The organism is Sphingobium lignivorans, from assembly GCF_014203955.1.
In the GTDB taxonomy this organism is placed as follows: Bacteria; Pseudomonadota; Alphaproteobacteria; order Sphingomonadales; family Sphingomonadaceae; genus Sphingobium; species Sphingobium lignivorans.
In genome coordinates this window covers 1,789,699-1,807,305 of sequence record NZ_JACHKA010000001.1, presented here as the reverse complement: position 1 = coordinate 1,807,305, position 17,607 = coordinate 1,789,699, and the positions used below count along the sequence as shown (strand labels likewise).

Sequence of the window (17,607 nt, the reverse complement as noted above, 5' to 3'; positions counted from 1 at the left end):
CAGCAGGCGCGACTGTCCTGTATTTGCTGATCCGGCACAGCATTCTCCTGCCGTCGCTCTCGTCAAAAGGAAGCAACCAGCCGCACGAGGGAAAGTTCCGGCGGAATCAGAAAATATTATATTTCAATGATTTATCTTTTATATCGAAAGCGTCACGCTCGGGTAGCCTGTCCGCGACAATAAAAAAGGGCCCGCAAGGCCCCTCGTTTCGCAACGGCGTTTTTATGCGTCCTAAAGTGTCCGGTTTTTCCGGAGGAAAAGCTCGCTTTTCGCCAACCTCTGGTAGGGGCCGGTCCTCCGGTGGGGTGGTTCAGTCTACCCCACCGGAAAGCCGAGAAATCAGACCTTGTCGCCGAGCGCGCCCTTGATGGCGCCGCCGACCTTCTGGGCCTTGCCCTTCAGCTCCTGGCCCACGCCTTCGGCTTCCTGGTCGGGATCGTTCCGCGCGCGGCCAATGCCCTGCTTGACCCGGCCCGCGGCTTCGTTGGCGGTTCCTTTCGCCTTGTCGACGAATTCACCCATCATGCTCTCCATCTGTCGGGGCGCCGGCCTGTCCGGCGCGTCGAAGAGAGAACGGATGAGCATGGGGCAGGTTCCTGCGGACGGGGCGCCCCGCGCCTCCGTTCACCGCATCACCGGCTGGTCCGATGACCGGCGGGCCGGCATCAGGTCAGATCAGGCCGGCCAGCGGGCTCGACGGATCGGCATACATGCGCCGGCCCATGCGCCCGGCCAGATAGGCCATGCGCCCGGCTTCCACCGCCGCCTTCATCGCGCCGGCCATCAGCAGCGGGTTCCTCGCCTCGGCAATGGCGGTGTTCATGAGAACCCCGGTGCAGCCCAGTTCCATCGCCACGGCGGCATCGGAAGCGGTGCCCACGCCCGCGTCCACCAGCACCGGCAGCTTCGTGCCCTCGACGATCAGGCGGATCGTCACCCGGTTCTGGAGGCCAAGGCCCGAGCCGATCGGCGCGCCCAGCGGCATGATCGCCACCGCGCCGGCATTCTCCAGCTGCTGCGCGGCGATGGGGTCGTCCGTGCAATAGACCATCGGCTTGAAGCCTTCCTTCGCGAGCACTTCGGTCGCGCGGATGGTTTCCATCATATTGGGGTAGAGCGTGCGCGCCTCGCCCAGCACTTCCAGCTTCACCAGGTCCCAGCCGCCCGCCTCGCGCGCCAGGCGCAGCGTGCGAATCGCGTCCTCGGCCGTGAAGCAGCCGGCGGTATTGGGGAGATAAGTGACTTTCTTCGGATCGATGAAATCCGTGAGCATCGGCGCCTTGGGATCGGACACGTTCACCCGGCGCACCGCCACGGTGACGATCTCCGCACCGGAGGCTTCCACCGCCGCGGCATTCTCCGCGAAGTCCTTGTACTTGCCGGTGCCCACGATCAGGCGGGAACGGAAGGTCCGCCCTGCGACGCTCCAGCTGTCGTCCGCCAGCACCGGAGAGCCGTCGCCCCCGCCGACGAAATGGACGATCTCCAGCTCGTCGCCGTCCTCCAGCACCACTTGCCCCAGCGTCGCGCGGGGCACGACCTCCAGATTGCGCTCGACAGCGACTTTCTCCGGCACGAGGCCGAGCTCCGCCGCCAGCCCCGCGAGCGTCAGGCCCGCGCGCACCCGGCGATGCTCGCCATTCACCACGATGCCGATCGTCCCGTCCACGCTCATGAGTATCGCGCACCTTTCGCTTTGAGAGCCGTTGAGGCCGCCATATAGGGAGGGGTCAGAGGCTCGCAACCAAAAGGACCGGATGGCCGATGACGTCCCAGAGAAAAATCTATGTTCTGAACGGCCCGAATCTCAACCTGCTCGGCACTCGCGAGCCGGAGATTTATGGCTTCGACACGCTCGACGATATCGCCGACCGGATGGAGGACGAGGCGCGCCGCGCGAACACCGAGATCGATTTCCGCCAGTCGAACCATGAAGGTCATCTCGTCGACTGGCTGCACGAGGCCAATGCCGAAAACGCCACGGCGGTGATCCTCAATGCCGGCGCGCTCACGCATACGTCCCTTGCGCTCCATGACGCGATCAAGTCGATCTCCGTGCCGGTGATCGAGGTCCATATCTCGAATCCGGCGGCGCGGGAGAGCTTCCGCCGCCACAGCTATGTCGGCATGGCCGCAAAAGGCTCGATCGCGGGTTTCGGCCCGCTTTCCTACATGCTCGCGCTGGAAGCCGCGCTGGAGATGGACTGAATCTGTTGCCTTATGCGGCGAAGGGCAATAGGCCCTGCGCCCATTCCGAGACATAACAGGGTTCCAAGGACAATCATGGCCGACAAGACCAACGGTGGCGAAAGCGCGATGCAGGTGGACGTCAACCTCGTGCGCGAACTCGCCGAGATGCTCGATGCGACCAATCTGACCGAGATCGAGGTCGAGGACGGCGAGCGCCGCATCCGCGTCGTGCGCAAGCCCGCCGCGCAGACAGTGAGCTATGGCGCGCCCGTCGCAGCCCCGGCGCCTGCCGCGCCGGTCGCCGCCGCGCCGCTCGTGGAGGCTGCGGCCGCCCCGGCGGGCGCGCAGCCCGGCACGATCAAGTCCCCCATGGTGGGCACATGCTATCTTTCGCCCGAGCCGGGGGCCGAGCCCTTCGTGAAGGTGGGCGACAGCGTGAAGGCGGGGCAGACCCTGCTCATCGTGGAAGCGATGAAGGTCATGAACCCGATCACGGGCCGCCAGCGCCGGCACGGTCAAGGCCGTGCTCGTGGAGAGCGGCCAGCCGGTCGAATATGACCAGCCGCTGATCGTGGTCGCGTGAAGGCGGCCCACCCATGAGCATCGAGAAGCTGCTGATCGCCAATCGCGGCGAGATCGCCCTGCGCATCCATCGCGCCTGCCATGAGATGGGCATCAAGACGGTCGCGGTCCACTCCACCGCCGATGCCGAGGCCATGCATGTGCGCCTGGCCGATCAGGCGATCTGCATCGGGCCGCCCGCCGCCAAGGATAGCTATCTCAACATTCCCGCCATCATCTCGGCAGCGGAGATCTCCGGCGCGGACGCCATTCATCCGGGCTACGGCTTCCTGTCGGAAAATGCCCGCTTCGCCGAGATCGTGGAAGCGCACGGGCTGATCTTCGTCGGTCCCAAGCCCGAGCATATCCGCATCATGGGCGACAAGGTGGAAGCCAAGCGCACCGCCGGCGCGCTCGGCCTGCCGCTGGTGCCGGGCTCGGACGGCGCGATCGAGGATGTCGCCGCCGCCAAGGCCCTGGCGCGCGAGGTCGGCTATCCCGTGCTCATCAAGGCAGCCTCGGGCGGCGGCGGACGCGGCATGAAAGTGGTGCCGGACGAGGACCAGTTCGACAGCCTCATGTCCCAGGCCAAGAGCGAGGCCAAGGCGGCGTTCGGTGACGACACCGTCTACATGGAGAAATATCTCGGCAATCCGCGCCATATCGAGTTCCAGATCTTTGGCGACGGCAATGGCAATGCCATCCATCTGGGCGAACGGGACTGCTCGCTCCAGCGCCGCCACCAGAAAGTGCTGGAGGAAGCCCCCTCCCCCGTCATTTCGGCGGCCGAGCGGGCGCGGATGGGCAATCTCGTCGCGAAGGCCATGGCCGACATGGGCTATCGCGGCGCGGGCACCATCGAGTTCCTTTACGAGAATGGCGAGTTCTACTTCATCGAGATGAACACGCGCATCCAGGTCGAGCATCCCGTCACGGAGATGATCACCGGCTTCGATCTCGTGCGCGAGCAGATCCGCATCGCCGAGGGGCTTCCGCTGTCCGTCACGCAGGACGAGCTGGAATTCCACGGCCATGCCATCGAGTGCCGCATCAACGCGGAAGACCCGGTCACCTTCATGCCTTCGCCGGGCAAGGTGCAGATGCTCCATGTGCCGGGCGGCATGCATGTCCGCGTCGAGAGCGCGCTCTATCAGGGCTACAATGTCCCGCCTTATTACGACAGCATGATCGGCAAGCTGATCGTCTACGGCCGCACCCGCGAGGGCTGCCTGATGCGCCTCAAGCGCGCGCTTGAGGAATATGTCATCGAGGGCATGAAGACGACCATCCCCCTTCACCAGAAGCTGATCGAGGACCCGGACGTCCAGAACGGGGACTATAGCATCAAATGGCTGGAAGAATGGCTGGAGCGCCAGAAGGAGGCGTGAGGCTGGCATCGGGAGCGCGTGCCTCGGGCCGGCTCCCGAATGCCGGGACCGTCCGCTTTCCGTCCGAACGATGAGCGCCGCGCCCCTCATCGCCATCCGGCCCGTCGAACCCGCAGATGCGGGGCAGATCGCCGCCATCTATGCCCATCACGTCCTGCACGGCACGGCGACCTTCGACACCGATCCGCCGGGCGTGGAACAATGGCACGAGAAGATCGGCCAGTGTCTCGGGCGGCAGTGGCCATTCCTCGTGGCGCTTGACGAGGCAGGCACGATCCTGGGCTATGCCTATGCCACGCAGTTCCGCGATCGCCCGGCCTATGCCCATGCCTGCGAGGACAGCATCTATGTCCGCTCCGACCGGACCGGCCAGGGTGTTGGCCGCGCCCTGCTCGCCGCACTGGTCGCCGCGGCCGCCGCGCGCGGCTTCACGCAGATGCTGGCCGTAATCGGCGGCGGAGAGCCCGGCTCGGTCGCGCTCCACGGCCGGCTGGGCTTTCGCCACGCGGGCCGGATGGAGAAAGTCGGCCGCAAGTTCGGGCAATGGCTGGACACCGTCTACATGCAGCGGGCATTGGGCGACGAGGCGCCCGCCGATCGACCCGAACCAAACCGGAAGGACGAGCCATGAAAGCCACGATCTATCACAATCCGCGCTGCTCCAAATCGCGCGAGACGCTGGCAATCCTCGAGAGCACGCCCGGCGTCGACGTCGAGATCGTCGAATATCTCAAGACCCCGCCGAGTCGCGAGACGCTGGCCGAACTGTACGCCCGGGCCGGGATGACGCCGCGCGATGGCCTGCGCAAAGGCGAGGACGGCGCGAAGGCCCTCAAGGAGGCCGATGACGACGCGATCCTCGACGCTATGGCCGCCGACCCGATCCTGATCGAGCGCCCGCTGGTCGCGACCGACAAGGGCGTCCGCCTCGGCCGTCCGCCGGAACGAGTGCGGGAAATCCTCTGAAGAGCCGGGGGATGCTCCGGCCCGAGGATCAATGATCCATACGCCGGGGCAGGCCCGATCTACCCGCCCCCTCAGCCGACCTCGACGCCCTTCCAGAAAGCAATCCGCCCCCGGACGGCTTCCGCCTCGGGCTTGGGGTCGGGATAGTACCAGGCCGCATCCGGGTTGTCGGCGCCGTCGACGTGCAGGCCGTAATAATGCGCCGTGCCTTTCCAGGAGCAGATCGTCGTGGTGTCGCTGGGGCGCAGCACCGCCGGATCGACCGCGTCGGCGGGGAAATAATGATTGCCTTCGACGACAACCGTATCATCGCTGCGGGCGATGACGGCGCCATTCCAACGGGCTTCGACCATATTGCCTCTCCTCGGGTTCGATCGGCGGCGGGGAGCAGGAGAATGACGGCTCTCCTTCCCCGCCCGTTCCTCAGGCCGTCAGGTCCGCCGGCACCACCGGGAGGGAGCGGACCCGCTTGCCCGTTGCCGCGAAGATCGCGTTGGCGATGGCCGGCACCACCGGCGGAAGCGCCGGTTCGCCAAGGCCCGTCACCGGCGCATCGGACAGGACGAATTCCACCACGACATCCTCCGGTGCCGCTCCGATGCGGGGCAGCGGATAATCGTGGAAGTTCGTGCGGTTCGCCGCCCCGTTCACGATCTCGACTTTCTGCCCCGAGAGAATCTGGCCGATGCCGTCGATCACCGATCCCTGCACCTGATGCACGGCATTGATCGGATTGATGATCTGCGCGCCGACATCGCCGGCGACCCAGACCTTCTCGACCTGCACCGCGCCCTTCTCGCTCACCGAGATGTCCACCACTTCCGCGAAATAGCCCCGGTGGCTATAGTAGAAGCCGAAGCCGCGACCCTTGCCGTTGCCGCCTTCGCGCCCTTTCCAGCCGGCCATCTGGCAGACCTTGTCGATGATCGCCCGGGCGCGGCCGGTGTTGAACTCGGGCGTGCTGCCGTCCGGCGAGCCGCCCTCGAACTTGAGCACACGCGGCTCGCCCAGGATGCGCCGGAGCATCTCCGGCAGATCCGTGCCCGCCGCCAGCGCCACTTCGTCAAGGAAGCTCTGGAAGACGAAGGCCATGGCATTGGACGTGGGTGCGCGCAGATAGCCGGTCGGCACATTGCTCTCGATGAACGAGACGCCCAGAGCGACGTCGCCCAGCAAGCGCACCGGGAATTCCGTGTCGTGCATGCCCGCGCCGGTGGCAGGCTTGCCGTCCTTGCCATAGGTCACGAAATGATCCGTGAGCGCCGTCAGGCGGCCCTCGCCGTCCAGTCCGGCACTCAGGCTGTGCCAGCCCCCGGGCCGATAGAAATCATGCCGCAGATCGTCCGTGCGGTTCCAGATGAGCTTGACCGGACGGCCCGGCAGCGCCTTCGCGATCTGCGCGACCTGCGCCATATAATCGTTGGACAGCCGCCGCCCGAAACCGCCGCCGATCCGCGTCATGTGGATCGTGATGTTCTCAGGCGCGATGCCGATTGCCTCGGCCACGATCCTGCGGCCATCGGCAGGGAACTGCGTCGGCGCCCAGAACTCGATCTTGCCGTCCCTGAATTCCGCCGTGCAGTTCTGGGGTTCCAGCGTCGCATGGGCGAGGAAGGGATAATCATAGCGGGCCGAGACGGTCTTCGCGGCGCCTGCCAGCGCACGCGTCGCATCGCCCTTGCTGAACAGCGTGGTCTCAGCCTTGCCGTCCATCTTCTCCGTCGCCTGCCGGGCGAAGGATGCAGTGGAATAGCCCTTCTGCGCATCGACCGACCAGACCGGCTTGAGCGCAGCGCGCGCCTGATTGGCCACCCACCAGCTTTCCGCCACGATGGCGACGGCGTCATGGCCGCCCTTGAGGTCATAGCTGCTGTTCATCGGGATGACCGCGATGATGCCCGGCAGCGCCTTCACCGCCGCCTCGTCGAAGCTTACCAGCGTGCCGCCATAAGTCGGGCAGGCCTCGATCGCGGCCTGCACCATCCCCGGCTTCGCCACGTCGATGCCGAACAGCGGCTTGCCCGCGACGATGGCGGGCGTATCGATCCCGATTTTCGACCGGCCGATGATACGGAACGCGGCCGGTTCCTTGAGGGGCACCTTGTCCAGCGCGGGCGCGGCGACTTTCGCCGCCGCCGCCGCGAGCTGCGCATAAGTCGCGCTGCGCTTGCTGGCCGCATGCGTGACCGTGCCGCCCGCCGTGGTAAGGGCATTCTCCGGCACGTTCCATTGTGCCGCCGCCGCCTTCACGAACATCGCGCGCGCCGCCGCGCCCACCTGGCGCATGGGGATGTAGTTCATCGGCGTGGTGAAGCTGCCGCCCGCGATCTGGAAGCCATAGACCTTGTCGTCGGCAATCGTCGTCTCGGGCGTCACCTGCGCCCAGTCGACATCCAGTTCCTCGGCGATGAGCATCGGCAGCATCGTCTTGACGCCCTGCCCGATCTCCGGATTCTTCGCCCCGATGATGAAGCTGTTGTCCGGGTTGACGCGGATATAGGCATTGATGACCGTGGCCTTGTCTCCCGGATTGGCCGCAAAAGCGATCCGCGCGTCGAAGGCAAGCACGGCGCCGCCGACCAGCGTCGCCTTGAGCAGCGCCCGCCGGCCGAGCATGAGCGGGGCGGTCATGCGCTCGCTCCTTCGCTGGCGGCGGCTTTCTTGATGGCCGCTCGAATTCGCAGATAGGTCGCGCAACGGCAGATGTTGCCGCTCATGGCCTGATCGATCTCCTCATCGCTCGGCGACGGCTTGGCGCTGAGCAGCGCAGTCGCGCTCATGATCTGCCCGGCCTGGCAGTAGCCGCATTGCGGCACGTCCAGCTCCGTCCAGGCCTCGCTCACTTTTCGGCCGACCGGCAGAGTCGCGACATGCTCGATGGTGGTGACCTGCTTGCCGGCCACGGTGCTGATCGGCGTGGTGCAGGAGCGCACCGCCTTGCCGTCGACATGCACGGTGCAGGCACCGCACAGGGCCATGCCGCAGCCGAACTTGGTCCCGGGCATGTCGAGGTCCTCGCGCAGCACCCAGAGCAGGGGCTTGCGCGGATCGGTGTCCACTTCCCGCGTCTCCCCGTTGATCGACAATGTGGTGGCCATGCCCGCTCTCCTGCCCGTCCTTGCTGATGATTGAGAATGCCGATGCGCGTGGGCGGTTGTCAATGTCCATAGCCTTGCAATAATCTGTTTTGCAGCCCACCCCCGGAGCGCGACACCCCGCCTGAATCCGAGAGCCACTGGACAGACATTGAACGATATTGACGAGATCGTCGCGGCCGCCCGCGACTGGGCCGGCCAGCCCATGGCGCTTGCCACCGTGATCGAGGCATCGGGCTCCGCCCCGCGCCCCCGGGGCGGGCATCTGCTCGTGGCTGGCGACGGGCGCTTCGCGGGATCGATCTCCGGCGGCTGTGTGGAATATGAAGTGTTCGCCATCGCCGAGGGCGTGATCGCCGGCGCACCGGCAAGCGTTCATCATTATGGCAGCAGCGATCCGGGCGTGTGGCTGCCCGGCCTGCCATGCGGCGGGCAGATCGGCGTCCTCGTGCAGCCAGTGAGCGAAGACGGGTTTCCGCCAGCCCTGTTCGGCGCGATCGAGGCGGCGCGCAAGGCGGCAAGGCCTCTTGCTCTTTCCACCGATCTCGCAACCGGCCGCACCGTCGCGGGCGACCTGCCCGGCCATTTCGTGAATGTCTATGAGCCGGCGCGCCGCCTGCTCATCGTCGGCGGAGTTCAGATCGCCCAGACCCTGTCCGCCATTGCCCGCGCGACCGGCTTCAGCGTGACCGTCAACGACCCCCGCGAGCGCTTCCTGAGCGCCGCGCGCTTCCCCGATGCCACCCTGACCGATGCTTGGCCCGACGAGGCCGTCCACGCCTTCGCGCCGGATGCCAGCGCGGCGGTGGTGACGCTCAGCCATGACGTCAAGATCGACGATCCCGCCCTCGCCGCCGCCCTGCTTCATCCCACCGGCTATGTCGGCGCGCTGGGCTCGCAGGCCAATCAGGCGCGCCGGCTGGAACGGCTCGAAGCCCTCGGCATCGACCGGGCGGCGCTGGCGCGCATCGATGGCCCGGCGGGTGTCCCGATCGGCGGCATGGGGCCCCAGGAAATCGCCCTGTCCATCGCGGCGGGCATCGTGAAGGCGCTGCGTGCCGGGCAATGACGGCCTCGTCATCGCGCTGCTCGGCGCCGGTCGTTCATCGCGCTTCGGGCGCGAGGACAAGCTGCTGGCCATGCTTGGGGATCGCCCGCTGATCGCGTGGGCGGCCCAGGCGGGGCTCGGCATTCCGGCGGCGCATCATCTTCTCGTCTCGGGTCCGGACGCGCGGCTGGCGGCGGCTTGTCCCGGCTATGTCCTGCTCCCCAATCCGCACCCCGAAGACGGTCTGGCGTCCTCCCTGCGCATCGCGGCGGGCGCCGCGCGCGGCCTAGGGACGACGGCCCTGCTCGTCCTGCTGGCGGACATGCCCTTTGTCGATGCGGGGCATCTGGCTGCTATGGTCACGCAGTGGGATCGGGACGGGAGCCAGCCCCTCTTCTCCCGCAGGCCGGGCGGACCGCCTCAGCCCCCCGCACTGTTCCCCGCCGCCTTCCTGCCGATGATCGAGGCCTTGCAGGGCGATCGCGGCGCGCGGGCTTTGGCCGGGGATGCGCTCATCGTCGAAACACAGGCAGACCGCATGATCGACATCGATACGCCTGCGGATCTGGCCCGTGCCGCAGACTATCTTCGGGCACTCGATCCAGGCGAGCAGACCTGACCGGACAGGCTCTCAGCGCAGCGGCGGGATATGCCGGTTGATGACAAGCGCGGCGGCCAGGATGGTGAGCGCGAAGAACAGGACAACCGCGAAGAAAGGCCAGCTCTGGTCATTGGCCACGCTCAGCAGCACGCCGCCGATCAGCCCCATGATCACGCCGCCCGAACGGCCGATCATCAGCCCGACCCCGATGCCGGTCGCGCGCACCTGTTCGGAATAGCCGAGCGCGATCACGGAATAGCCGGTCGCGATCGCGGTACTCGCGAAAATTCCGACGCCCCCGACCGCGCCCATGACGACCCAATAGGTCGCGGCATCCGGCAAGCCGCTGAGGCCGTGCAGCCGCAGTCCCAGCAGCAGGATGCATCCCGCCGCCAGCAGGGCCGCGGACATCACCACCCTCCGCGAGCCAAGCGCATTGACGAGGAAGCCCGCGAGAAGCGCGGCCATGACCGACAGGAGATTGAAGGCGAAGATCGCCTGAAGCGCCTGCGCGAGCGGGAAGCCGGCCGTGGTGAGCATCGTCGGCATCCATGAAATGAAGGCGTAGACAATGAGCTGGGCGGAGAAGAACAGTAGCCACGCCCCCACATTGAGGCGCAGATAATGGCGCGCGAACATGCTGTCCTGCCGGGCTCGCGAGGTCGGCATCTCGCGCGCTGACGCAGGCGTCGCGAGCGCGATCGACTCGATGCCCGCATGGCGCTTCAGCAGGTCGGCGGCGCGCTCGCTCTCTCCCTTTCCGGCCAGATAAGCGGCGGACTCCGGCAGCGCCACCAGCACGATGAAGGCAACCGCGAGCGTCAGGAGACCGCAGGCGACGAAGCAGCCTCGCCAGCCGAGCATGGGCAGGAAGAGCTGCAGCGCCAGCGCCCCGACCATGCCGCCGAGCGGCGTGCCGACCGACAGGAACGCGATCGCTTTCGCCTGCGCCCGACGCGGCAGCCATTCGGCGACCAGCGCGACGGACGAGGGCGTCGCCGCGCCGAAGCCGAGGCCACTGATGAAGCGGATGATCGTCATCTGCGTGACATCCTGCGCGAAGGCCGCAACCACCGTCGCCAGACCGAACAGGAAGGTCGCCACGCACAGGACGCGCTTGCGGCCGAACAGGTCGCCGAGCCGCCCGCCGCCGCCCGCACCGAGCGCGAGCCCGAGCAGGGATGCCGCCAGCGCCGGACCGAAGGCGGCGCGCTCGATGCCCCATTCCGCGAGGATCACCGGCGCGACGAGCCCGAGGAGCTGGATGTCCAGCCCGTCGATCATCAGGATGAACTGGACGATGAGCAGGATCGCGATTTGCCGGGTACTGATGGGCCGCTGGTCAAGCGTCGCGGAAATCGTCGCAATCATTCCCTGCCCAGCCGTCATGCCCCGCCCCCCGCCGGGAAAGCCGGCCTGTCGGCACTCTGGCACCGCGCACCTGCGCTGGCCAGCGATTCGGCCCGCGCCATTTCGGTCCCGGGGGACGGGCTCAGATCTCGACCTGGCTTCCCAGCTCGATCACGCGGTTGGTCGGCAAGCGGAAGAACTCCATCGCGCTTTCCGCGTTGCGCAGCATCCAGGCGAACAGCTTCTCCCGCCAGATGCGCATCCCCGGCCGCGCGGACGGCAGGAGCGTCTGGCGCGCGAGGAAGAAGCTCGTCTCCATCATCTTGAAGGGCACGCCGCAACCGGAGGCCCCCGCCAGCGCGGCCGGCACGTCCACTTCCTCCATGAAGCCGTAGTTCAGGATCAGGCGGAAGAAGCCGCGCCCGAGATCCTCCACCTGATAGCGCTTGGCCGGGCCGACGGTCGGCAGGTCAGCGACCTTCACGGTGAGCAGCACCACCCGCTCGTGCAGCACCTTGTTGTGCTTGAGATTGTGGAGCAGCGCGTGCGGCACGCCATCCGGCGTGGACGTGAGGAACACGGCGGTGCCCGGGACGCGAACCGCGCTGTTCGCTGCGGAGGCGACGAACACCGGGATCGGCATGGCCGATTCGCGCAGCCGCTCCATCATCAGCCCCCTGCCCTTCGACCATGTGGTCAGCAGCGTGAAGATGACGAGCCCCACCATCAGCGGGAACCAGCCGCCATCGGGCACCTTGGTGAGATTGGCGGCGAAATAGGCGCTGTCCACCAGGAAGAAGACCGCCAGTGCGCCCACGGAGAGCAGGCGGTTCCATTTCCAGAGCGAGAACAGCAGCACGACGAGCAGGCAGCTGTCGATGAACATCGCGCCGGTGACGGCGATGCCATAGGCCGCCGCCAGATTGCTGGAGGTCCGGAAGGACATCACCAGCAGGATCACGATGACCAGCAGGCCCCAGTTGATCACCGGAATATAGATCTGCCCCTGCGCGCTGGCGCTGGTGTGGGTGATCTTGAGACGGGGCATGAAGCCGAGCTGGATCGCTTGCTGGGTCAGCGAGAAGGCGCCTGAAATCACGGCCTGGCTGGCGATGATTGAGGCGAGGATGACGAGGATGACAAGCGGCAGCCGCAGCGCTTCGGGGGCCAGCAGGAAGAACGGATTCTTGATTGTTTCGGCTGCTGCGCCGGGCGAGAGCGACATGATCATCGCGCCCTGCCCCAGATAATTGAGCATCAGCGCGGGCAGGACGATGGCGAGCCAGGAAACACGGATCGGGTTACGTCCGAAGTGCCCCATGTCGGTATAGAGTGCTTCCGCGCCGGTCACCGCGAGGACCACCGAACCCAGCGCCAGGAAAGCGACCAGCTTGTCCGTCAGGAAGAACTGCAGCGCATACCAGGGATTGAGGGCGAGCAGGATCGAGGGATTGGCGGCGATATGCAGAATGCCGAGCGTCGCCAGCGTCAGGAAATAGACCGCCATGATCGGGCCGAAGAGCTGACCGACCTTCGCCGTCCCGCGCGACTGGATGGCGAAGAGGCCGATGAGGATCGCGACGGCCAGCGGCAGCACGATCGGACCAAATCGGGGATCGACCGTCGTCAGGCCTTCCGAGGCCGAAAGCACCGACATGGCCGGGGTAATCATCGAGTCGCCATAGAACAGCGCCGTCGCGAAGACGCCCAGCATGACGATCGGGCCGGTCCAGCGTTTGTGGCCGCTCTGGCGGCTGATGAGAGCAAGCAGCGCGAGGCTGCCGCCCTCCCCCTTATTGTCGGCGCGCATGATGATGCTGACATATTTGATCGTCACCACGATCATCAGCGACCAGAAGATCAGGCTGAGGACGCCGAATATGTGCAGCCTGTCTGGATCGAGCGGATGATGGCCCGCAAAGGTCTCGCGAAACGCATAGATCGGGCTCGTGCCGATGTCGCCGAACACGATCCCCATCGCCGCGATGACGAGCTTGCCCAGGCCGTCGCGCGCGTGGCCGGTCGCATGACTGCTCTCCGCCGGCGCAGCTGCGCCAGCGCCGTCGGCCGGCGTCGCTTGATCGGGCGTGGTCACTGGCCCGCCTGAACCGCAGTCATCGGTCATTCCCCTCGTCAGGCCTCTGCCTGATCGCGCGGCGCCCTACCATTTCGAATCCCATGGTGCAACGCACAATCACGGCGCCTGCTCGCCACCCCGGGACATCGCCTCGCGGCGCTCGATCAGGGCATTGATGAGCGCCACGTTGCGGATCAGTTCCTCGCGCAGTTCCATGTCTTCCGGCAAGCGGGCGGCCAGTTTCAGCCACATGTCCCTGGAACGCTCGAACTGCCCCGATTCGGCAAGCGCCAGCCCATAGAAATAGTTCGCGGAAACGCTTTGCGGGTCGATCGTCAGCGCTTGGCGGAACGCATAGTCGCTGGCGGGCGACAGCGTGCCATTGCCATGCGCGAGCAGCGCGTTGCCCAAGCCAACCCAGAGATTGGGATCCCTGGGGTTCTCGCGCAGCCCGGACTGCAACACATTGGCGGCATCCTTGGTATTGCCGCTGCGCGCCAGCGCGTCCGAGACGACCAGCCATTTCGTCGCCGAGGAAATCCGCTCGCCGATCTCGCGCCGCTTCTCGGCAAGGGCCTCGTCGAACTTGGCTTGCCCGGTGTCGGCCGACACCGGCTTGCCGAAGAGGCCCGGATGACCCTGCCAGGCATAGCCGGCGAGCCCGAGCAGCAGCGCTGCCGCCACCGGCGCGATCGCGCGCAGCGGGATGCGGGCGGACAGGAGGATCGCGGCGGCCGTCAGCGTCGCCAGCAGCAGGGCAATGACGAGACCGGTCATGGCTGGCTCCCGCGGCGGCGCTTCATGCGGCTTCGCACCAGCAAACCGCCTGCGCCGAGCATCAATATCGGCGCTGCCCAGAGCGGCCAGAGAATCGGTTCGGCGGTCGGCTTGTAGCTGATCCAGTCGCCATAACGCTCGATCAGCCAGGCGCGGATCGCTTCCGGATCTTCCCCGCGCGCGATGCGCTCGCGGATCTCCGAGCGCATGTCCGCCGCCATGCTGGCGTCGCTGTCGGCGATCGACTGGCTCTGGCAGGTCAGGCAGCGAATCGTGTGCATGAGGTCCGTCGCCTTCGCTTCCAGCGCCGGATCGTCGAGCTGCCGGTTGGCGTAAGGCGCGGGCGGCAGGGCCGTCTGCGCGAATGACGGTGCCGGCATCGACATCGCGCTCACCATCGCCAGCAGCAGGGCCATCGGCAGCAACCGCCTCATGATTCCGCATCCTTCAGCTTCTGCAGGATCGTCTCCATGTCCTGCGGGCCGATATAGCCGATATGCTGGTAGCGGATGATGCCCTTGCCATCGATCACGAAGGTCTCGGGCACGCCCGAGGAGCCGAGATGGAATTGCAGGGCACTGCGGGCATCCAGCCCGATGCGCTGGAAGGGATCGCCATGGCGCTTCAGGAAAGCGTCGACGTCGGGCCGCGCGTCGCGGATCGCCACCGCGTCGATCCGCACGCCGCGCTGGGCGAGCTGCAGGAGCTGCGGCGCCTCGGCCGCGCATGGCACGCACCAGCTCGCGAAGATGTTGAGCAGACGCGGCTTGCCGTCCGCCATGTCGCCGGTCGAGAAGGCGGGATGGCTCGAGGATGCCTCGGGCAGGTCGATGACCGGCACCGGCTTGCCGATCATGCGCGACTGGATGACTGTCTGCTGCTCGCGATTGAGGCCCAGCGAGGCGACGATCAGGAAAATGAGGTAGCCGCCCAGCGGGATCCAGAGGATGAGGGAGCGCTTCATCGCCTTCTTCATGCCGGCACCTCCCGGGCCTGCGCCCGCCCCTGCCTGCGCTCGCGGCGGACACGGCCGATAAGCGCGAGCAGGCCGCCCAGCGCGATCATCCCGCCGCCGGCCCAGATCAGCGTGACGAACGGCTTCCACCAGATGCGCAATTGCCAGCGCCCGTCCTCCAACTGCTCGCCGAGCACGAGGTAGAGCTGGCCGTTCCAGCGCGTCATCTGCACGGATTCGTTGGTGGGTGTGGGCGGATCGGCGAAGAAGCGGGCCTGCGGACGCGCGACGCCGATCACCCGGTTGCCACGGCTCACCGTCAGCGTGGCCTCCATGGCGGTCCAGTTCGGCCCGGCGACCGGCATCACGCTGTCGAACCGCACGGTCTGGCCCGCGATCTCGAAACGGTCTCCCGGTTTGGCGGCGGCGAGCCGCTCGACGGAAAAGGCGCTTTCGCTCGCCATGCCGGCAAGGCTCACCGCGCACCCCAGATGCGCGATCACCATGCCATAAGTGAAAAGCGGCGTGCGCAGCAGGTTGCGTTTCCAGAGCGGTGCCAGGCTGGCGAGGCCAACGGCGGCCGCCAGGCCGAGCCCGAGCGTCGGCAGCCAGTCGATCGTCGGAGATGGCAGCGCGACCGCCGCGATCAGCGCCAGCACGCCCAGGCCGACTGCCGGAAGGGCGCGCCGCAGCACCGCGCCGGCATCGTCCCGCCGCCAGCGGAGCAGTGGCCCCACCACCAGCAGCGCCATCAGCAACAGCGCGACCGGACCGATCACCGCATTGAAATAAGGCGGGCCGACCGAGACCCGCACGCCCATCATCTCGGTCAGCAACGGATAGAGCGTGCCGACCAGCACGAGGCCGAGAATCACGCACAGCAGCAGGTTGTTGACCACCAGCGCCGATTCCCGACTGACCGGCTCGAACCGCGCGCCTTCGTTCACCGTGTGGACGCGCAGCGCGAACAGGACGAGCGCGCCGCCGATGTAAAGGCCGAGCAGCGCGAGAATGAAGCTTCCCCGTGTCGGATCGACGGCAAAGGCGTGAACGCTCGTCAGGATGCCCGACCGCACGAGGAAGGTGCCGATCATGGACATGGCGAAGGCCACCACCGAGAGCATGACCGTCCACGCACGCAACGCATCGCGCGCGGCCAGCACGGAAGCGCTGTGGAGCAGCGCCGTCGCCGCCAGCCAGGGCATGAGCGAGGCATTCTCGACGGGATCCCAGAACCACCAGCCGCCCCAGCCCAGCTCATAATAGGCCCAGTAGGAGCCGGCCGTGATGCCGAAGGTCAGCAGCACCCAGGCGCCCAGCACCCAGGGCCGGACGGCACGGGCGAAACGGGCATTGACCTGATGCGTCAGCAGCGCGCCCACCGCGAAGGAGAACGCCACCGAGAGCCCGACATAGCCGAAATAGAGCGTCGGCGGATGGAAAGCGAGGCCGGGGTCCTGCAACAGCGGATTGAGCCCCTGCCCTTGCACGGCTGGCGGATCGAGCCGCGTGAAGGGATTGGAGGCCAGCAGCAGGAAGGCATAGAAGCCAAGGCTGATCGCCGCCTGCGCGCCGAGCGTGGCATAATGGGTGGCCCGGTCGAGCGCGCGCTCGAACAGCGCCACCGCCGCCCCGGAGGCGCTCATCACCGCGACCCAGAGCAGCATCGAGCCCTCGTGATTCCCCCAGGCGCCGGCGAACTTGTAGATGAACGGCTTCATCGAGTGGCTGTTCGCCGCCACCAGATAGACCGACATGTCGGACCGCAGGAACAGGATGATGAGCAACGCCATGGCGAGGCAGGCGAGCACGCCCTGCGCCACCGCGACGGGCCGGATCAGTCGGCGCGCATCCTCATTGCCCCGCGCCACCACGGCCCAGGCCAGCAGCAGCTGCACGCCCGCCAGCGTGGCCGCGAGCCACAGTGCGGCAAGGCCCGTCTCGGCGATCATGGCTGGCCCGCGTCGCCCTTGCCGGCGGCCGCACTGTCGGCCTTCGCCTCATGGGTTTCGGGATTGTAGCTGATGCCTTCCATCTCGCGCGGCATGTAGCGTTCGTCATGCTTGGCGAGGATGTTGGTGGCGCGGAACACGCCCTGCGCATCGAACGCGCCTTCCGCCACTGCGCCGGAGCCCTCGCGGAACAGTTCGGGCGTGATTCCGCTGAACGTGGCCGGCACGCTCGCCTCTCCGTCCGTCAGCCTGAAGTGGACGGTCACGCCGTCCTTGTCGCGCTGCAGGCTGCCGGCCTCGACCATGCCGCCCAGCCGGATCGCCTTGCCGGGCTCGACCGTGGCGGCGCGGGCCTCGGCCGGGGTATAGAAATAAGCCGCCTGGTCGCGCAGCGCGGACATCGCCAGCAGCACGCCGGCGACCATGGCGGCAAGCGCCAGCAGCACCAGCACCAACCGCTGATGCTTGCGTTTCGGCCCGCGCCGGTTCGATGCGATCGCGACCATGGCTATTCTCCCCGTCCCGAGAGCTGCGCGGCCCGGGCTTCGAGCCGGCGCGCGGACAGCCACGCCCAGAGGCTGGTGCCGATGAGGGCTAGCGCCGTCAGCCCATAAGCGGCGATGATGAAAGGCCAGGGATTCATGCCG

At 67.0% G+C, this 17,607-nt stretch carries 19 protein-coding genes and 1 pseudogene; 7 read left to right on the top strand and 13 right to left on the bottom strand.

The genetic code is table 11. From position 1 onward, the window contains the following. Nucleotides 1–339: 339 nt before the first annotated feature. Together HNP60_RS08190 and thiS are read right to left on the bottom strand one after the other, a co-directional pair. Nucleotides 340–522, bottom strand: a complete 183-nt coding sequence (locus tag HNP60_RS08190) for a CsbD family protein (RefSeq protein ID WP_184156955.1) — start codon at nucleotides 520–522, stop codon at nucleotides 340–342. 148 nt (nucleotides 523–670) lie between these two features. Then, nucleotides 671–1,675 carry a sulfur carrier protein ThiS gene (thiS, locus tag HNP60_RS08185; RefSeq protein WP_184152369.1) on the bottom strand — a complete coding sequence of 335 codons (1,005 nt, stop codon included), beginning with the start codon at nucleotides 1,673–1,675 and terminating at the stop codon, nucleotides 671–673. Between the two features lie 89 nt (nucleotides 1,676–1,764). Here thiS and aroQ point away from each other — a divergent pair, with 89 nt between their 5' ends. The 5 genes and pseudogenes from aroQ to arsC all read left to right on the top strand — a co-directional run bounded on the left by aroQ (nucleotide 1,765) and on the right by arsC (nucleotide 5,105). Further along, on the top strand, nucleotides 1,765–2,208 hold the full coding sequence (gene aroQ, locus HNP60_RS08180; protein ID WP_184152366.1) for a type II 3-dehydroquinate dehydratase: 444 nt from the start codon (nucleotides 1,765–1,767) through the stop codon (nucleotides 2,206–2,208). Nucleotides 2,209–2,283: 75 nt separating this feature from the next. Next, nucleotides 2,284–2,773, top strand: a pseudogene (gene accB, locus HNP60_RS08175) (acetyl-CoA carboxylase biotin carboxyl carrier protein). A 13-nt stretch (nucleotides 2,774–2,786) separates the two neighbouring features. After that, a complete protein-coding gene (accC, locus tag HNP60_RS08170) occupies nucleotides 2,787–4,139 on the top strand; it encodes an acetyl-CoA carboxylase biotin carboxylase subunit (RefSeq protein WP_184152363.1) in 1,353 nt (450 codons plus the stop codon). A 70-nt stretch (nucleotides 4,140–4,209) separates the two neighbouring features. Beyond that, the gene (locus HNP60_RS08165; protein ID WP_184152360.1) at nucleotides 4,210–4,770 is read left to right on the top strand and encodes a GNAT family N-acetyltransferase; all 561 of its coding nucleotides are present in this window, start codon (nucleotides 4,210–4,212) and stop codon (nucleotides 4,768–4,770) included. After that, entirely contained in the window at nucleotides 4,767–5,105 is a 339-nt protein-coding gene (gene arsC, locus HNP60_RS08160) for an arsenate reductase (glutaredoxin) (protein ID WP_184152357.1), read from the top strand. Before HNP60_RS08165 ends, arsC begins: the two co-directional genes overlap by 4 nt. Nucleotides 5,106–5,176: 71 nt before the next feature. Here the strand turns inward: arsC and HNP60_RS08155 are convergent, their stop codons facing one another. The 3 genes from HNP60_RS08155 to HNP60_RS08145 form a co-directional block, all read right to left on the bottom strand. Then, nucleotides 5,177–5,458 carry a DUF427 domain-containing protein gene (locus HNP60_RS08155; protein ID WP_184152354.1) on the bottom strand — a complete coding sequence of 94 codons (282 nt, stop codon included), beginning with the start codon at nucleotides 5,456–5,458 and terminating at the stop codon, nucleotides 5,177–5,179. A gap of 70 nt (nucleotides 5,459–5,528) precedes the next feature. Next, nucleotides 5,529–7,736, bottom strand: a complete 2,208-nt coding sequence (locus HNP60_RS08150) for a xanthine dehydrogenase family protein molybdopterin-binding subunit (RefSeq protein ID WP_184152350.1) — start codon at nucleotides 7,734–7,736, stop codon at nucleotides 5,529–5,531. Then, on the bottom strand, nucleotides 7,733–8,203 hold the full coding sequence (locus HNP60_RS08145) for a (2Fe-2S)-binding protein (RefSeq protein WP_014075948.1): 471 nt from the start codon (nucleotides 8,201–8,203) through the stop codon (nucleotides 7,733–7,735). The genes HNP60_RS08150 and HNP60_RS08145 overlap by 4 nt, the downstream gene beginning before the upstream one ends. Nucleotides 8,204–8,351: 148 nt before the next feature. On the opposite strand from HNP60_RS08145, the gene HNP60_RS08140 reads away from it, so the two are divergent. Continuing rightward, complete coding sequence (locus HNP60_RS08140) at nucleotides 8,352–9,269, top strand: XdhC family protein (RefSeq protein WP_184152347.1); 918 nt, start codon at nucleotides 8,352–8,354, stop codon at nucleotides 9,267–9,269. Continuing rightward, nucleotides 9,256–9,867: an NTP transferase domain-containing protein gene (locus HNP60_RS08135; RefSeq protein WP_184152345.1), complete on the top strand. Its 612-nt coding sequence runs from the start codon at nucleotides 9,256–9,258 to the stop codon at nucleotides 9,865–9,867. The genes HNP60_RS08140 and HNP60_RS08135 overlap by 14 nt, the downstream gene beginning before the upstream one ends. A 12-nt stretch (nucleotides 9,868–9,879) precedes the next feature. Here HNP60_RS08135 and HNP60_RS08130 read toward each other — a convergent pair whose 3' ends face one another. The 8 genes from HNP60_RS08130 to HNP60_RS08095 all read right to left on the bottom strand — a co-directional run bounded on the left by HNP60_RS08130 (nucleotide 9,880) and on the right by HNP60_RS08095 (nucleotide 17,603). Further along, a complete protein-coding gene (locus HNP60_RS08130) occupies nucleotides 9,880–11,238 on the bottom strand; it encodes an MFS transporter (protein WP_184152342.1) in 1,359 nt (452 codons plus the stop codon). Nucleotides 11,239–11,341: 103 nt separating this feature from the next. After that, nucleotides 11,342–13,324: a potassium transporter Kup gene (locus tag HNP60_RS08125; protein WP_184152339.1), complete on the bottom strand. Its 1,983-nt coding sequence runs from the start codon at nucleotides 13,322–13,324 to the stop codon at nucleotides 11,342–11,344. A 69-nt stretch (nucleotides 13,325–13,393) separates the two neighbouring features. Continuing rightward, nucleotides 13,394–14,053 carry a tetratricopeptide repeat protein gene (locus tag HNP60_RS08120; protein ID WP_184152336.1) on the bottom strand — a complete coding sequence of 220 codons (660 nt, stop codon included), beginning with the start codon at nucleotides 14,051–14,053 and terminating at the stop codon, nucleotides 13,394–13,396. Then, a complete protein-coding gene (locus tag HNP60_RS08115) occupies nucleotides 14,050–14,487 on the bottom strand; it encodes a cytochrome c-type biogenesis protein (RefSeq protein WP_260394786.1) in 438 nt (145 codons plus the stop codon). The genes HNP60_RS08120 and HNP60_RS08115 overlap by 4 nt, the downstream gene beginning before the upstream one ends. Continuing rightward, nucleotides 14,484–15,029, bottom strand: coding sequence for a DsbE family thiol:disulfide interchange protein (locus HNP60_RS08110; protein ID WP_184152333.1), 546 nt, complete (start codon nucleotides 15,027–15,029; stop codon nucleotides 14,484–14,486). The genes HNP60_RS08115 and HNP60_RS08110 overlap by 4 nt, the downstream gene beginning before the upstream one ends. Next, complete coding sequence (locus tag HNP60_RS08105) at nucleotides 15,026–16,960, bottom strand: heme lyase CcmF/NrfE family subunit (RefSeq protein WP_184152330.1); 1,935 nt, start codon at nucleotides 16,958–16,960, stop codon at nucleotides 15,026–15,028. Before HNP60_RS08105 ends, HNP60_RS08110 begins: the two co-directional genes overlap by 4 nt. Continuing rightward, entirely contained in the window at nucleotides 16,957–17,466 is a 510-nt protein-coding gene (ccmE, locus tag HNP60_RS08100) for a cytochrome c maturation protein CcmE (RefSeq protein WP_014075939.1), read from the bottom strand. The genes HNP60_RS08105 and ccmE overlap by 4 nt, the downstream gene beginning before the upstream one ends. A 2-nt stretch (nucleotides 17,467–17,468) precedes the next feature. Next, nucleotides 17,469–17,603: a heme exporter protein CcmD gene (locus tag HNP60_RS08095; protein ID WP_083853346.1), complete on the bottom strand. Its 135-nt coding sequence runs from the start codon at nucleotides 17,601–17,603 to the stop codon at nucleotides 17,469–17,471. Between the last annotated feature and the right edge of the window lie 4 nt (nucleotides 17,604–17,607).

Bases quoted from the DNA above. Each gene is read 5' to 3' on its own strand.
- HNP60_RS08190 (WP_184156955.1), bottom strand. From the start codon at position 522: ATGGGTGAATTCGTCGACAAGGCGAAAGGAACCGCCAACGAAGCCGCG.
- thiS (WP_184152369.1), bottom strand. From the start codon at position 1,675: ATGAGCGTGGACGGGACGATCGGCATCGTGGTGAATGGCGAGCATCGC.
- aroQ (WP_184152366.1), top strand. From the start codon at position 1,765: ATGACGTCCCAGAGAAAAATCTATGTTCTGAACGGCCCGAATCTCAAC.
- accC (WP_184152363.1), top strand. From the start codon at position 2,787: ATGAGCATCGAGAAGCTGCTGATCGCCAATCGCGGCGAGATCGCCCTG.
- HNP60_RS08165 (WP_184152360.1), top strand. From the start codon at position 4,210: ATGAGCGCCGCGCCCCTCATCGCCATCCGGCCCGTCGAACCCGCAGAT.
- arsC (WP_184152357.1), top strand. From the start codon at position 4,767: ATGAAAGCCACGATCTATCACAATCCGCGCTGCTCCAAATCGCGCGAG.
- HNP60_RS08155 (WP_184152354.1), bottom strand. From the start codon at position 5,458: ATGGTCGAAGCCCGTTGGAATGGCGCCGTCATCGCCCGCAGCGATGAT.
- HNP60_RS08150 (WP_184152350.1), bottom strand. From the start codon at position 7,736: ATGACCGCCCCGCTCATGCTCGGCCGGCGGGCGCTGCTCAAGGCGACG.
- HNP60_RS08145 (WP_014075948.1), bottom strand. From the start codon at position 8,203: ATGGCCACCACATTGTCGATCAACGGGGAGACGCGGGAAGTGGACACC.
- HNP60_RS08130 (WP_184152342.1), bottom strand. From the start codon at position 11,238: ATGACGGCTGGGCAGGGAATGATTGCGACGATTTCCGCGACGCTTGAC.
- HNP60_RS08125 (WP_184152339.1), bottom strand. From the start codon at position 13,324: ATGACCGATGACTGCGGTTCAGGCGGGCCAGTGACCACGCCCGATCAA.
- HNP60_RS08120 (WP_184152336.1), bottom strand. From the start codon at position 14,053: ATGACCGGTCTCGTCATTGCCCTGCTGCTGGCGACGCTGACGGCCGCC.
- HNP60_RS08115 (WP_260394786.1), bottom strand. From the start codon at position 14,487: ATGAGGCGGTTGCTGCCGATGGCCCTGCTGCTGGCGATGGTGAGCGCG.
- HNP60_RS08110 (WP_184152333.1), bottom strand. From the start codon at position 15,029: ATGAAGAAGGCGATGAAGCGCTCCCTCATCCTCTGGATCCCGCTGGGC.
- HNP60_RS08105 (WP_184152330.1), bottom strand. From the start codon at position 16,960: ATGATCGCCGAGACGGGCCTTGCCGCACTGTGGCTCGCGGCCACGCTG.
- ccmE (WP_014075939.1), bottom strand. From the start codon at position 17,466: ATGGTCGCGATCGCATCGAACCGGCGCGGGCCGAAACGCAAGCATCAG.
- HNP60_RS08095 (WP_083853346.1), bottom strand. From the start codon at position 17,603: ATGAATCCCTGGCCTTTCATCATCGCCGCTTATGGGCTGACGGCGCTA.